At 71.6% G+C, this 14,435-nt stretch carries 12 protein-coding genes and 1 pseudogene; 2 read left to right on the top strand and 11 right to left on the bottom strand.

Annotation, left to right across the window (positions count from 1 at the left end):
* Window positions 1-12 precede the first annotated feature (12 nt).
* Window positions 13-366 (bottom strand): VOC family protein, encoded by a 354-nt coding sequence (locus ACZ5K7_RS01205; protein WP_351697658.1) that lies wholly within the window; start codon window positions 364-366, stop codon window positions 13-15.
* Between the two features lie 169 nt (window positions 367-535).
* Between ACZ5K7_RS01205 and ACZ5K7_RS01200 the strand changes: the two genes are divergently transcribed.
* Both ACZ5K7_RS01200 and ACZ5K7_RS01195 read left to right on the top strand, forming a co-directional pair.
* Window positions 536-1,675, top strand: coding sequence for an SGNH/GDSL hydrolase family protein (locus ACZ5K7_RS01200; protein ID WP_351697674.1), 1,140 nt, complete (start codon window positions 536-538; stop codon window positions 1,673-1,675).
* 199 nt (window positions 1,676-1,874) lie between these two features.
* On the top strand, window positions 1,875-4,340 hold the full coding sequence (locus ACZ5K7_RS01195) for an endonuclease/exonuclease/phosphatase family protein (RefSeq protein ID WP_468909074.1): 2,466 nt from the start codon (window positions 1,875-1,877) through the stop codon (window positions 4,338-4,340).
* A 101-nt stretch (window positions 4,341-4,441) separates the two neighbouring features.
* On the opposite strand, the pseudogene ACZ5K7_RS01190 reads toward ACZ5K7_RS01195, so the two are convergent.
* The 10 genes and pseudogenes from ACZ5K7_RS01190 to ACZ5K7_RS01145 form a co-directional block, all read right to left on the bottom strand.
* Window positions 4,442-4,663, bottom strand: a pseudogene (locus ACZ5K7_RS01190) (hypothetical protein); the annotation flags it as partial.
* Between the two features lie 273 nt (window positions 4,664-4,936).
* Window positions 4,937-5,452, bottom strand: coding sequence for a flavin reductase family protein (locus tag ACZ5K7_RS01185; protein WP_468909072.1), 516 nt, complete (start codon window positions 5,450-5,452; stop codon window positions 4,937-4,939).
* A 59-nt stretch (window positions 5,453-5,511) separates the two neighbouring features.
* Window positions 5,512-6,279, bottom strand: a complete 768-nt coding sequence (locus ACZ5K7_RS01180; RefSeq protein ID WP_351697680.1) for an alpha/beta hydrolase — start codon at window positions 6,277-6,279, stop codon at window positions 5,512-5,514.
* 1 nt (window position 6,280) lies between these two features.
* Window positions 6,281-7,348 (bottom strand): LLM class flavin-dependent oxidoreductase, encoded by a 1,068-nt coding sequence (locus ACZ5K7_RS01175; protein ID WP_468909070.1) that lies wholly within the window; start codon window positions 7,346-7,348, stop codon window positions 6,281-6,283.
* Between the two features lie 91 nt (window positions 7,349-7,439).
* A complete protein-coding gene (locus ACZ5K7_RS01170) occupies window positions 7,440-8,780 on the bottom strand; it encodes an NtaA/DmoA family FMN-dependent monooxygenase (protein ID WP_468909067.1) in 1,341 nt (446 codons plus the stop codon).
* A 47-nt stretch (window positions 8,781-8,827) separates the two neighbouring features.
* Window positions 8,828-9,658: an ABC transporter ATP-binding protein gene (locus ACZ5K7_RS01165; protein WP_468909065.1), complete on the bottom strand. Its 831-nt coding sequence runs from the start codon at window positions 9,656-9,658 to the stop codon at window positions 8,828-8,830.
* Window positions 9,655-10,524, bottom strand: a complete 870-nt coding sequence (locus ACZ5K7_RS01160) for an ABC transporter ATP-binding protein (protein ID WP_468909063.1) — start codon at window positions 10,522-10,524, stop codon at window positions 9,655-9,657. Before ACZ5K7_RS01160 ends, ACZ5K7_RS01165 begins: the two co-directional genes overlap by 4 nt.
* Window positions 10,524-11,429, bottom strand: coding sequence for an ABC transporter permease (locus ACZ5K7_RS01155; RefSeq protein WP_351697693.1), 906 nt, complete (start codon window positions 11,427-11,429; stop codon window positions 10,524-10,526). The genes ACZ5K7_RS01160 and ACZ5K7_RS01155 overlap by 1 nt, the downstream gene beginning before the upstream one ends.
* A gap of 2 nt (window positions 11,430-11,431) precedes the next feature.
* The gene (locus ACZ5K7_RS01150) at window positions 11,432-12,463 is read right to left on the bottom strand and encodes an ABC transporter permease (RefSeq protein ID WP_351697696.1); all 1,032 of its coding nucleotides are present in this window, start codon (window positions 12,461-12,463) and stop codon (window positions 11,432-11,434) included.
* A gap of 41 nt (window positions 12,464-12,504) precedes the next feature.
* Window positions 12,505-14,079, bottom strand: a complete 1,575-nt coding sequence (locus tag ACZ5K7_RS01145) for an ABC transporter substrate-binding protein (protein WP_468909060.1) — start codon at window positions 14,077-14,079, stop codon at window positions 12,505-12,507.
* Window positions 14,080-14,435: the final 356 nt, after the last annotated feature.

Here is a 14,435-nt window from a genome sequence, read left to right as displayed (position 1 = left end):
GCGACGGCACGGTCAGGCGGGCTGCCACAGCTCGATCCGGTTGCCCTCGGGGTCGGTGACCCAGCCGAACCGGCCGATACCGTCCATGTCCTGCGTCTCCTCGGCCACGTCCGCTTCCGCGGCGCGCAGCTGCGCGAGCATGGCGTCCAGGTCGCGGACCCGGAAGTTGAGCATGGTCTGCTGGGTGCGGGAGCCGAAGTAGTCGGTCCCGGACTCGAAGGCCGCGAAGACCGTGGGCCCGGCCTGCTGGTGCCACAGCCCGTGGTCGTCGATGTCCAGGCCCAGGCAGTCGCGGTACCACGCGGTCAGGGCCGCCGGGTCCGCGGCCCGCAGAAAGTACCCACCGATGCCAAGCACACGTTCCATGCCGTCATCTTGCCAGCACGGTGGTGTACGGGCATCGGCAGCGGGCCGTGTATGCCCGGGACGGGCATGATCATCGTGCTCCGGAGCAGGTCGGCGGCGGAATGATGACCATCGGCTGGTATCCGGGGAAGGAGTAGCCTGCCACGCCGTCCCCAAGGAGAGTCGCCACGTGCGTTCCGTCCTCGCCCTCGCGCTCGACTGTGTCGTCGGAGCACTGGAGAAGACCCCCGGACCGGCCGGGGTCGCCCTGCACCGGGCTCCCGGCCCCGGACGCGCCCAACTGGCGGACACCGGCTACGAGATCGTCAGCACGATGCCCTCCGGGGTACGGCTGGAGATGCTCACGGACGCCACCGAGATCGAAGTGGACGCCCGGCTCACCCAGGTCGTGATGGCGGGATCCGAGCCGTCCGACGCCGTCTTCGACCTGGTCGTCGACGGCGAACTGCGGGCCCCCGTCACCACCTCCGACCAGACCCTCGTCCATGTCGACCCGGCCACCATGGCCCTGGACGACGAGCCGGCCCCACCGGCCACCGTACGGTTCACACCGGGCGCCGAATCCCGCGAGCGCCGGGTCGAGATCTGGCTGTCCAACGCGCTGGCGACCCAGCTCGTCGACGTACGGATCCCGGAGGGCGCGTCGGTGCGCCCGGCTCCGGCGAGCGGCCCGGTGTGGGTGCACCACGGCAGCTCGATCAGCCAGTGCTCGGAGGCGGACCGCCCGACCGGCACCTGGCCGGCGACCGTCGCCCGGCGCGCGGGCCGCTCCCTCGTCAACCTCGGCCTCGGCGGCGAGTGTCATCTGGACCCCTTCATGGCCCGGGCCATCCGCGACCTGCCCGCCGACGCGATCAGCCTCGAACTGGGCATCAACATCGTGGCCGGCGACACCATGCGGGAACGCGCCTTCGTCCCGGCGTTCCACGGCTTCCTCGACACCGTCCGCGACGGGCACCCGGAGACGCCGATCCTCGTCATCAGCCCCATCGTCTGCCCCGCCGCCGAAACCCGGGCCGGCCCCACGCTGCCGGGCGCCGACGGCAGGGTCCGCACCGTCGACCGCCCCGCGGAACTGGCCGTGGGCTCACTGACGTTGACCCGCGTCCGCGAGCTGCTGGCCGAGCATGTGGAGCGCCGCCGGAAGGCCGGTGACCACCGGCTCCACCACATCGACGGCACCACGCTCTTCGGCCCAGAGGACACCGCCGACCTCCCCGACGGCCTCCATCCGAACACGGCCGGCTACGCCCGCATGGCGGAACGCTTCCTGCCCCGGGCGTTCGGCGAGGCGGGGCTGTTGCGGTAGGACGGCCGGACGGGGGACGGAAGGCCGGACGGCCCGGTCCCGTGACAGATGTTCACAGTCCCACTGGACCCGCGGATTTAACCGCAGACCCCTTGTTACGTCATTTCTACGCGCGTAACCTCAGCCGGTCGCATGGATCGCACCGGTCGAAAGCACGTCATGTGCCCTTTCCCCGGCGGACGTTGAAGGAGTCATCCTCGTGCAGATGCACAGACCCAGCGCATCGCGGGTAGCCGGCGCAGCGTTCGTGGCCGCGGCGGCCACGGCGGCCGTCATCGTGGCGCCGCTGCCCGCCGCGTTCGCCACCCCGTCGGCGAGCGCGGTCATCTCGGAGGCGTACGGCGGCGGAGGCAACTCCGGGGCGACGCTCACCAACGACTTCGTGGAGCTGGCCAACCGCTCCACGGCGGCCTACTCCCTGGACGGCTACAGCGTCCAGTACCTCCCGGCCTCCGCCTCCGCGAGCTCACCGTGGCAGGTCACCCCGCTCACCGGCGCGCTCCCCGCCGGTGGCACCTACCTGGTCGGCGAGGGCGCGGGCGCCGGCGGCACGACCGCCCTGCCCACCGCCGACGCGACCGGCAGCACCGCGATGTCCGCCACCGCCGGCACCGTGGCCCTGGTCAAGGGCACCACCGCGCTGACCTGCAAGACGGCCGCCGACTGCACCGGCGACGCCAACGTCGTGGACCTCCTCGGCTACGGCACCGCCGTCGTCCGCGAGGGCACCGCCGCACCGGCGACGAGCAACACCACCTCCGTGTCCCGGGCCGCCTCGCTCGCCGACACCGACGACAACTCGGCGGACTTCACGGCCGGTACGCCCACCCCGACCAACAGCGCGGGCGACACCGCGAGCGGCGGCACCGGCGGCGGCCCCGGCGGCCCGACCGCGCCCGGCGCCTTCCGCATCCACGACATCCAGGGCACCACCCGCATCTCGCCCCTCAAGGGCCAGAGCGTGGTGGGCGTCCCCGGCATCGTCACCGCCGTCCGCACCACCGGCAGCAAGGGCTACTGGATCCAGGACCCCACCCCGGACGCCGACCCCGCCACCAGCGAAGGCCTGTTCGTCTACACCGGCTCCGCCACGCCCACCGTCTCGGTCGGCGACTCGGTGCTGGTCAGCGGCAAGATCTCGGAGTACTACCCGGCCTCCGCCGCCCAGTCGGTCACCGAGCTGGGCAGCCCGGTCTCCACCACCCTGTCCACCGGCAACGCCCTCCCGGACGCGGTCGCGCTCAACGCCTCCACCATCCCGGGCGCGTACACGCCGACCAACAACGGCGGCAGCATCGACGGCCTCACCCTCCAGCCGACCGTCTACTCGCAGGACTTCTACGAGTCCATCGAGGGCATGCGCGCCTCGGTCTCGGACGCCCGGGTGGTCGGCGCGACGAACACCTACGGCGAGATGTTCGTGACGGCCAAGCCGCACGAGAACCCCACCGAGCGCGGCGGCACCCTCTACGGCGGCTACGACCAGCAGAACACCGGCCGTATCGAGATCGTCTCGGCGGACGGTACGACTCCCGTCCTCAACGTCGGCGACGAGCTGGCCGGCACCACCACCGGCCCGGTCGACTACTCCGACTTCGGCGGCTACCTGCTCGCCCCCTCCGCCGCCACCACCGGCACGGCCGTCGACAACGGTCTCCAGCAGGAGGTGACGCGCAAGCAGAAGCACGACGAGCTGGCGCTCGCCACCTACAACGTGGAGAACCTCGACCCGACCGACAGCGACGACAAGTTCGCCCGGCTCGCCGAGGGCGTCGTCAAGAACCTCTCCTCGCCCGACATCGTCACCCTGGAGGAGATCCAGGACGACAACGGCGCCACCGACGACGGCACCGTCTCCGCCGAGGCGACCCTGCAGAAGTTCACCGCCGCGATCGTGGCGGCCGGCGGTCCGAAGTACTCCTGGCGGTACGTCAACCCGGTCAACGACAAGGACGGCGGCGAGCCCGGCGGCAACATCCGCCAGGTCTTCCTCTTCAACACCAAGCGGGTCTCCTTCGTGGACCGCGCGGCCTCCGGCGACGCCTCCACGACCGCCGTGTCCGTGGTCAAGGACCGCAGGGGCCAGGCCCATCTCTCCGCCTCCCCGGGCCGTATCGACCCGGCCAGTGCCGCCTGGACCGACAGCCGCAAGCCGCTCGTCGGCGAGTTCGTGTTCCAGGGCCGGACGGTCTTCGTCATCGCCAACCACTTCATCTCCAAGGGCGGCGACGACCCGGTCCACGGCCGCTACCAGGAGCCGACCCGCTCCTCGGAGACCCAGCGGGGGCTCCAGGCCGAGGAGGAGAACGCCTTCGTCGAGTCGCTGCTCGCCGCCGACCCCCGGGCCCAGATCGTGGCCGCCGGTGACCTGAACGACTTCGAGTTCTCCGACGCGGTCAAGACCCTCACCGACGACGGCAACGACCTCACGGACCTCATCAACACCCTGCCGGTGTCCCAGCGTTACAGCTACGTCTACGACGGCAACAGCCAGACCCTGGACCACATCCTGACCAGCCCCTCCATCACCCGCTACGACTACGACGTCGTCCACATCAACTCCGAGTTCGCCGACCAGGCGAGCGACCACGACCCCCAGGTCGTCCGGATCGACGTGAAGAACTGCGGCAAGAAGGCCCACCAGCCGAAGCCGCACAAGGGGTAACGGCAACGGGCGTCACCGGGGCTCGTACCCCGGGCCCATGGCCGTGCGCCCGCCGGGCCGGAGCGTCACCAGCGCGCTCCGGCCCGGCGGGCTCTGTGGCATCAGGAGGCCGGCAGTTCCCCGCGGACCGTGCGGGCCGCGCTGACCAGGTTCTCCAGGGAGGCGCGGGTCTCGGGCCAGGCGCGGGTCTTCAGACCGCAGTCGGGGTTGACCCACAGCCGTTCGGCAGGGATCGCCTTCAGGCCGGTGCGGAGCAGCTCGGCGGCCTCCGCCGCGCTCGGCACACGCGGGGAGTGGATGTCGTAGACCCCGGGTCCGGCCTCGATGATGTGAGCTGGGCCACCGGGGGGCCGTCGGCCTCCGCCGGCTTGCCGGGCCGCGCGCTCCACCGACGCCGTGACCCGGCGGCGCGCGCCGCGTTCGCGTCCACCTCGCGGACGACGGTGCCGGGACCGGCCCGCGCGCACCTCGGCGATGCCGGCGCCCGTCCGCCCGCCGCCGACCACGCCGCCGCGCCGGATGCCCCCGCTCATGCGCCCGGCCTCCACGGTCTCCACCGGCGGACGACAGCCCCGGCGGGTGACCGGGGCGGGATCTCACACCAGCGGATGCGCTGCTGCGAAGGATCCGTTGTGGTGGACGAGGGCCGGGGCCTCCTCGACCACCGCGCCCGAGTCGATCTCGCCGACGACCAGCAGGTGGTCACCGATGGTCTGCCGGAGGGTGATGCGCGCCGACAGCCAGCCGGTGACGTCGTCGAGGATGGGCAGCCCGTCCTGCTGCGCCCGCCAGCGCACCCCGGCGAACCGGTCGACCCCGCTGCGCGCGAACTGCCGTGCCAGGCCGGCGTTGGCGGTGCCGAGGACATGGACGGCGAAGCGGTCCGCGAGGCGTGCGGCGGGGGTGCTGGACGCTTCGAGGCCGACGCAGAACGACACCAGGGCCGGCCGCAGGGAGACGGAGGTGAAGGACGTGGCGGTGAAGCCGACGGGGCCCGGGAAGGTGATCACCGTGACTCCGGCGGCGTGCCGGCGCAGGGTGTCGCGGAGGATGTCCGCACCGTCGGGGGCGGTGGCCGCCGACGTCGGACTTCGATGGAGCGGGGCGCTCATGCCTTTTCCTTTCGGTACGCGGGGGGAGTGGTGCGGGGCGTGGCCCGCGACGTCGGCCGTCACCAGGCGCTCGACTCCACCGCGACCGCGGGCACCAGCCCGGTGCGCAGCGCCTCCAGGAAGGTCACGACCTCGGCCGCGACCGAACGGTGCTGGAGGTCGTTGAGGACGTCGTGGTGGGCGTCGCGGACCACCGCCAGCCGGGAGCGGGACAAGGTCTTCGCGGTGCCGGTCAGGGCGTCGCGGTCCGCGAGCGGGTCCGCGTCGCCGACGAGGAGCAGGGTGGGGACGGCGAGATCCGCGTGGTAGGCCGCGTCGAGCAGCGCACCGGGCAACGGGGCGTCGAGCGTGCCCCGTCGCGCCTCCGGGTCGTTGCTGAGCACACCTCGGTGGGTCGGGCAGGACGTGCGGACGTCGAGTTCTTCGTCCCAGGTCCCCGCCGTGCCGCCGTTGCGGCCCGGCAGCCCCGCCAGGACGAGCGCCCCCGGCCGTACGGCGGTCGCGGAGCCGCCGAGACCGAGCAGCGCCGCGACGGCCGCCGCACCGGAGTCGGCGCCCACCAGCACGAGGGGACCGGTCACTCCGTCTTCGGACGCGGTGCCGTCCACGGCGGCGGCGAGCCGGTCACCGAACCGGGCCAGCGTGCCGGTCAGGTCGTCGGCGTCGATCTCGGGGCCGTCCACGACCCGGACGCGGTAGGCGTCGGCCGCGAGCCGCCTGCCGAAACGGCCGTAGGCGGCACGGCTCTCTCCCCGGCCGGGCACCACGACGACGGTGCCGCGGGTGAGGAGGCCCTCGGGGGCGTAGTAGTCGGTGTACTCGGTCATCTCAGGCTCCTGCGAGTTCGGGTTCGGGTCGGGACGGGGGTTCGGGTGCGGTCGCGGGTCGCCAGCCCAGGGCGGGGGCCACCTCGGTGGCGATCAGCTCCAGCGCCCGGATCGCGGCGTCGTGGTCGGGGACGGCGGGGTTGAACTGGGTGATGAGGTCGGTCGCCACGGGCAGGACCTTCTCCTGGGAGAGCGCGGCGACGATGTCGTCGGGATGGCCGTGGAAGGAGTGGAAGCGGCGCAGCGCGTCGTCCACGCCCAGGTCCTCGGGGAAGGCGCCGCTCTTCGCCATACGATGTGCCGCCTGGCGGACGTCGTCGCCGATCTGCGCGAGCGCCGTCCTCCTGTCCTTGGCCGGGAAGACGAACCGGGACAGCCCGATGCGCGGGCGGCGCGGCTGCTCCGAGGCGGCGTCCCAGGCGGCGAGGTACGCGTCCGCCCAGGGCCGCTGGACCTCGTCGGTGGCGGTGTCATAGCCGTAGGCCGCACGGTTGAGAAGCAGGTTCGAGCCCGCGCCCGCGGCATGCCGGGCGCCGGACGCGCTGAAGACGCCCTGCCAGATCCGGTCGGAGAAGTCGCCGGCCGCCGGCTGGATACGGAAGCCCGGCGTACGTACCTCCTCGCCCGCCAGCGCCTGGCGCAGCACCGCGAGGTGCTCGCTGGTCAACTCCCGTTTGCGGGAGACGTCCTGGCCGAACGCGGCGTACTCCGTCTCGCTCGCGCCGCTGCCCACGCCCAGTTCGACACGGCCGCCGCTGAGCGTGTCGACCACGGCGATGTCCTCGGCGAGCCGGACCGGGTCCTCCAGCGGCAGGATCGTGATGGCGGTGCCCAGCCGGATCCGGGTGGTCCGGGCGGCGGCGTGGGCCAGGAAGGTCCAGGGTGAGGAGAGGCCGCCACCGCCGAGGGAGACATGGTGCTGGGCCACCCAGCCGGTGTCGAAGCCGAGTTCGTCGGCGACGACGAACAGCTCCTGGGCGTTGCGGTAGGTCCGGGCGAGGTCGGTGCCCCGGCCCTGGACATGGGTGAGGAAGCCGAGTCTGAAGGGTGGGGGCTGGGTGGTGGTCATGGTGACTGCCTTTCGCGATTCCCGGTCAGTCGTTGAGGCCGGTCAGTCGTTGAGGCCGGTCAGCCGGTCAGCCGGTCAGCCGGTCAGCCGGTCAGTCGTTCACGAGCCGGCGCTCGTGGGTGTGGCGGTTGACCGGGATCGGCAGGCCGAGGTTGCCGCGCAGGGTGTCGGCCTCGTACTCGGTGCGGAACAGCCCGCGCTTCTGGAGGATCGGGACGACGCCGTCCACGAAGAGTTCGAGGTCGTCGTTGGTGCGGAAGGCGAGGTTGATGCCGTCGAAGGTGCCGGCGTCGAACCACTGCTCGATGGTGTCGGCGACGGTCCCGGGCGCCCCGACGAACGGTGACTGCCTGAACTCGCTGACCAGATCGGCGACTTGACGTAGCGTCAGGTTCTCGGCCCTGGCGCGCTCGATGAGCTTGGCCGCTCCGGTGCGCCCGCCCTTCTCGGCGAGGTGCGCGACGTCCGGGAACGGCCCGTCCAGGTCGTGCACGCTGAAGTCGTACGCGCCGAAGGAACGGCCGAGCAGTGCGAGGTTGCGCTCGAAGTCGTTGTCCTCCTCGAAGATCTCCCGCTCCCGGAGCCGGGCCGCCTCGTCGGTGCGGCCGACCACCGGTCCGCCGTGGATGAAGATCTTGATGTGCTCGGGATCGCGGCCGTAGGACGCCGTGCGCTTCTTGATGTCGGCGTAGTACTCCTGCGCCTGCTGGAGCGAGCCGCCCGGCGCGAAGGTGGCCTCGGCGGCCTGCGCGGCCAGGTCACGGCCCTCCTCGGAGACCCCGGCCTGGAAGATCACCGGCTGGCCCTGCGGCGAGCGGGACAGGTTGAGCGGGCCCGCGATCCTGAAGTGCTCGCCCTCGTGGTTGAGTTCGTGCAGCTTCGCCTTGTCGAGGAAGACGCCACGCGCCACGTCCGCCGGGAACGCGTCGTCCTCGTAGGAGTCCCACAGGCCGCGGGCGACCTGGACGAACTCCAACGCACGGCCGTAACGGGTGGTGTAGTCGAGGTGTTCGTCGAGCCCGTAGTTGCGGGAGGTGCCGGTGTCGAAGCTGGTCACCACGTTCCATCCGGCGCGGCCGCCGCTGATGTGGTCCAGGGAGGCGAACCGGCGGGCGAGGTTGAACGGTGAGTTGTACGTCGAACTCGCCGTGCCCACCAGGCCGATGTGCCGGGTGTGGGTGGCGACGGCCGACAACAGGGTCAGCGGTTCGAGGCGGTTGAGGTAGTGCGCCGGGTAGGTGGCGTTGATGAACTGGCTGTCGACGATGAACAGGGCGTCGAACAGGGCGTGTTCGGCGGCCTGGGCCTGCGCTATGTAGTAGTTGATGTCGATGCTGGCGTTCTTCGCGACCCGCGGGTCCTTCCAGAGGCCGTGCTGGCCGGGGCCGCCGACGCCGTAGGGGTGCAGGGCGAGGTGGATCTTGCGAGACATCGGGGAATCCGTTCTGTGCGGTGGGAGCGGGGTGGGAAAGCAGAGGCTCAGGTGTGCAGCAGGGTGCGCAGGGACTCGCGTTCGGCCCGGTCGGCCGAGGCGGTCCGCAGGGTGGGCGCGGAGCTGACGAGCAGGCGGGTGTACACGTGCCGCGGTTCGGTGATCACGTCCCGGGCGGCGCCGGTCTCGACCAGTTCGCCCTGGTAGAGCACCGCGATCCGGTCGGCGATCCCGGCGACCGATCCGAGGTCGTGCGAGATGAAGACCAGGGCGGTGCCGGAGTCGCGGAGTTCCTTGAGGATCTGCAGGATCTGGACCCGGTTGGCGGAGTCCAGGGCGCTGACCGGCTCGTCGAGGATGACCAGCTTCGGCTCGGTGACCAGCGCCCGGGCCACCGCGACCCGCTGCCGCTGACCGCCCGACAGCTCCCCGGGCAGCCGGTCGAGCAGTTCCTCGGAGAGCCGGACCCGGGCGAGGAACGTACGGGCCCGGTCGGTCGCCTCCTTGCGCGGCACACCCTGCACGAGCAGCGGCTCGATCAGCGACTCCTCGATGGTGAGGTCCGGGTCGAGGCTGCGCAGCGGGTCCTGGAAGACGTACTGGAGCACACCGCGCCGGCGCAGACTCCGCCACTGGCGTCTTCCGTACGAGCCGACGTCCTCGCCGCCGATGACGATCCGGCCCGCCGAGGCGCCCACCAGGCCGAGCACGGCGCGGGCGAAGGTGGACTTGCCCGAACCGGTCTCGCCGATGATCCCGACGGTCTCGCCGGGCGCGACGCTCAGGGAGACGCCGTGCAGGGCGCGGCGGCGCTGCCGGCGCGCGCCGTAGTGCACGTCCAGGCCGGTGACTTCGAGGACGGCGGGCGGGGTGGTCACGATGCCTCCTGGGGTGCGCGGAACTTCTCCAGGCCGTACTCCTCGTGCTCGGCGATGAGGAGCCGGGTGTACGCGTGCCGCGGACGGTGCAGCACCTGCGCGGTCGGGCCGTGCTCCACCACCTCGCCCTCGCGCATCACCAGGACCTCGTCGCAGAGCTGGGCGACGACGGCCAGGTCGTGGGAGACGACCACCAGGGCCAGCCCGGCCCGCTCGCGCAACTCGGCGAGCAGGTCGAGGATCTCGGCCTGGACCGTGACGTCGAGGGCGGTCGTGGCCTCGTCGGCGATGAGGATCCTCGGGTCGGCGGCGATGGCGGCCGCGATCAGGACCCGCTGGAGCATGCCGCCGGACAGTTCGAACGGGTACTGGCCGTAGACCAGCTCCGGGTCGCGCAGCTGTACGGCGTGGAGCAGCTCGATCGCGCGCTGCCGGGCCTCGCGCCGCTTCAGGCCCTTCTTGACCCGGACGACCTCGGCGATCTGCGCGCCCACCCGGATCGACGGGTTGAGGTACGACGCGGGGTCCTGGAACACCGCGCTGATCGTCGCGCCCCGCAGCTCCGTCCACTCCCGGGGCGTCAGCGTGGCGATGTCTGTGCCGGTGATCTCGATGGAGCCGGCGGTGACCTCGAAGTGCGGCGGGAGGATGCCCAGGGTGGCCCGGCAGGTGAGGGTCTTGCCGCTGCCGGACTCGCCGACGATGCCGACGGTTTTCCCGGGGGTGAGGTCGAAGCTCACCCCGTGCACGATCTCGCGGTCCCCGACCCGGTCGCTGATGTGCACGTCACGGACGGTGAGGACCGGTGCCGTACCGGCGGGCGCGTCGGTCTTCTCGGGGGCGGGGCTCTGGGACAGGGTGGTCATCACGCACCTCCGGCGGGAACGGCATCGGACGTGCCGCGCTTGTCCCGGCCGTCCGGGCGGTTGGCGCGGGCCGTGCGGTTGTTGACGAAGGCCCGGCCGGCCTCGCCGGAGACGTCGCGGATCGCGTCGGCGAGCTGGTTGCTGGCCCAGACCGTGACCATGATCAGCAGGGCGGGGACGACCGGCGCCCACGGCTGGTAGTCGAGATAGCCGAGGTCGGAGGCGAGCAGGCCGCCCCAGGTGGGCGCGGGCGGCTGGACGCCGATGCCGAGGAAGGTCAGGCTCGACACGATGACGAAGCCGGTGCCGATGGTCTGGGCGAGGGCGACCGCGATCGGTGGGAGCACCTTGACCCAGACGTGCCGCCGGACGATCCAGCCGGTCGAGGCGCCGGAGACGATCGCCGCCTCCACGTACTGCGAGCGGGCGACGGACAGGGTCGCGGCCCGGCCCACCCGGTAGAAGAGCGGGGAGACCAGCACTCCCGTGACCAGCATCGCCTGGCCGATGCCGTTGCCGAGCAGCGCGATCACCGCGACCGCGAACAACAGGAACGGCAGCGCGACCAGGGTGTCGGCCAGCCGCAGGGTCAGCCACTCGAAGACCCGCCCGAGATACACCGACAGGATGCCGGGCACCGCACCCACGACCAGGGCGACCAGGGCGACTTCGAGGGCGCCGAGCACGCTGACGCGCGAGCCGTCGAGGAGCCGGCTGAACACGTCACGGCCGAGATAGTCCGTGCCGAGCCAGTGGGCACCCGAGGCCGGGGCGAGCGTGTCGGTGCTGGTGGCCAGGGGGTTCTGCGGGGCGAGCAGCGGACCGAGGATCGCCAGGAGGGCGATCACGGCCAGGATGCCGAGGGCGATCCGGCCGGAGGTGAGGGAGAGAACGCGGCGCACCATGGTCAGACCCCCCGCTGGGATGCGGGCGTCACACGCGCCAGCACCAGGTTGACGATCAGGTTGAAGAGGACGACCAGGACGATCGACACCACCAGCACGCCCTGCACGGCCGGTACGTCACCGGCCTGCGCGGAGTCGTTGGCGAATCTGCCGAAGCCCTGCAGCCCGAAGATCCACTCGGTCACGACGGAGGCACCGACCAGGGCCGGGAACTTCAGGCCGAGGGTGGCGAGCGCGGGACCGATGCCGTTGCGCAGCACATGGGTGAGGAAGATCCGCCGTGGGCTCAGCCCCCGCACCACCGCACCCGTCACGTAGTTCTCGCGGTAGGCCGCGACGAGACTGCCGCGGAGCTGGCGGGCGACGTCGGCGACGACGTCGAAGCTCAGCGCGATCGCCGGGAGCGTGATGTGCGCGAGCCACGGGCCGAACCCCTGCGCCGCCGGGATGTATCCGGCGGAGGGGAACACATGGAGTCCGACCGCGAAGACCGCCACGAGCACGATCCCGACGACGAACGCCGGCATCACCGAGATCACGGTGACGAAGCCGGTGATCGCCCGGTCCACCCAGGTGGTGCGGCGCAGCGCCGCCACCGTGCCGAGGACGAAGCCGAGGAGTACGCCGATGATCAGGGCGAACGTCGCGATGGAGAGGCTCACTCCGAGGCCCAGGCCGATGAGGGTGGAGATGTCGGCGCCGTTGGTCCAGCTGGTGCCGAGCTGTCCGTGCAGGACGCCGGTGAACCAGTCCCAGTACTGCACCAGGAAGGGCCGGTCCAGGCCCCACTGGGACTCGACCCGGTGGACCGCCTCGGGAGTCGCCTCCTCGCCCAGCTGGATCCGCGCCGGGCTGAGTCCGCTCAGCGACCGGAGCGCGAAGGTCACGAACGTCGCGACCACGAAGACGGGCACGATGATCGCGATCGACCGGGCGAGGGTGACCAGGACACGGCCCAGCGTGTGCCGCGCCCTGGCCACGGCGACCCCTCGACGGCGGGCAGGCCCGGCCGGTACCGCGGTCGTCGTCGTCATGGGGTTGCCCCTTCTCTGCTGGTGGAGTTGGTGGACGGGTGTCAGTTGCTGCCGGAGATGGTCACTCCGGTCCAGTCGATGTGGGCCGGGTTCTTCGGCAGGTCGGAGATGGACTTGCTCTTGGCGATGAGGTTCGGCGCTGAGTAGGTGAAGACCAGCGCCTTGCTCTGCAACCCGGCGCGGGTGGCGGCCTGGAGGACCTTGGCGTAGTCCGGCGAGTCCAGCGGGGTCGCCCGCACCTTGGCGACGGCCGCCTCGAAGCCGGCCGGCTCGTAGGGGGTGCTCAGGTTCAGCGGGCCGTTGGGGCCGAAGTGGGCGGTGAGGGTCTGCAGGGCGGAGTCCCGGCCGGTGGTCCCGTACAGCGAGAACGTCAGGTCCTTGGCGAAGAACGGGGTGGCCCAGTTCTTGTCGATCTTGATGGTGACGGTGATCCCGACCTTGGCCAGCTGCGACTGGACCAGCTCCGCCTGGGGGTCCTCGGCCGGGATGACCAGGTTGAGCTTGATGTCTCCGGCCTTGTATCCCGCCTCGGCGAGCAGCTTCTTGGACTTCGCCGGGTCGTAGGGGTAGTCGTTCGCCGACTTCGGGTCGTAGGCCACGTACCCCGTCGGGAACGGCTGGTTGGTCACCGAGCCGTAGCCGAACGTCAGCTTGTCCACGAACTCCTGACGGTTGATCGCATAGCGGACGGCGTCCACGACCTTGTCGTTGTCGAACGGCGCCTTGTTGACGTTGAGGCTGATGTTGTTGGCGTTGAAGCCCGGCTGGGAGAAGACGTCCAGACCGGCCTTCTTCGCGGCGGCCGCCTGGCTCGGGGCGAGGTCGGCGAAGTTGTAGACGCCGGTGCGCAGACCGGAGACGACCGTGGAGGCGTCGGGGGCCGAGGTCAGTTCGACGTTGTCGATGTGGATGTTCTTGGCGTCCCAGTAGTCCGGGTTCCTCTTCAGGACCGCCTTGGTGCCCGGCACCAGCTGGGTGACGATGAACGGCCCCGCGCCGACCGGGTTCTGGTCCAGCTTCGTGGGGTTCGCGGCAGCCTTGGGGCTGGCGATCTGCAACACCCGCTCACCCAGCAACTGGGGTATCTGGTAGTCGACCTGGGTGAGGTGGAGAACCGCGTCCAGCCCCTTGGCGTCCACCGACTTGATGGAGGTCAGATCACCGAAGAGCGCCGAGTTCTTCTGCTTCTGCGCCCGCTCGACCGCCGCCTTGACCGCGGCGGCGTTCACCGGCTGGCCGTCGCTGAACTTCAGGCCGGGCCGCAGATGGAAGGTGATCTCGTCACCCTTCTTGTTGTACTCCCAGCTCTTGGCGAGATCCGGCACGGCCTTGCCGGTCTCGTCGGTGCGGGTCAACGACGCGTAGGCGAGGGCGAGTTCGCGGAACTGGGCGCCACTGCCGCTGACCACCGGGTCCCAGTGGGCCGGGAAGTAGGAGGAGGTCCACTTCAGCGTGGCGCCGCCGCCGGCGGACGCGGTGCCGGAGCCGCAGGCGGTGAGTGCGGGGGCCAGCAGGGCGACGAGGGCGCCGGCGGCGGCTGCGGTGCGCAGGCCGCCGGACTCCCGGCGGGAGACGGGTTCGAGTCTGGGACGGCGGGCGGTGTGGTGTGCGGGCATCTCGTTCTTCCTGTGGTCGGCCCGGTCTGGTCCGGGGCGGCGGGAGCAGGGCGGAAGGCCGGCTGGACAGCCGCGCGGACCGTCGACCGGGACCGAACGGGCATGCCGGGGCGAGCGCCGGCACACGCGGAGCATGCGGCGCTCAGGGCAAGGGGAGTTGGCGGCCTCGCGAGGGCAGGCCAGGAGGCTGTGAAGGAGGCGACGGGGAACGCGGGCGCGGAGGACGGCGGGACGCGGCCGGGCCGGACGGCGGGCAACCGGGTCCGCACCACGAAGGTGCGGAGGTCAGGCGGCTGCGGGCCGGAGGCGGCGGACGGCTGAGGGCCGGGGACGGCGGAAGGTCAGCGACAGAGTGC

It is taken from the genome of Streptomyces sp. NPDC031497, assembly GCF_055580905.1.
Note: the sequence above shows the minus strand (reverse complement) of the source record. Positions and strands in the feature narration are given on the sequence as shown.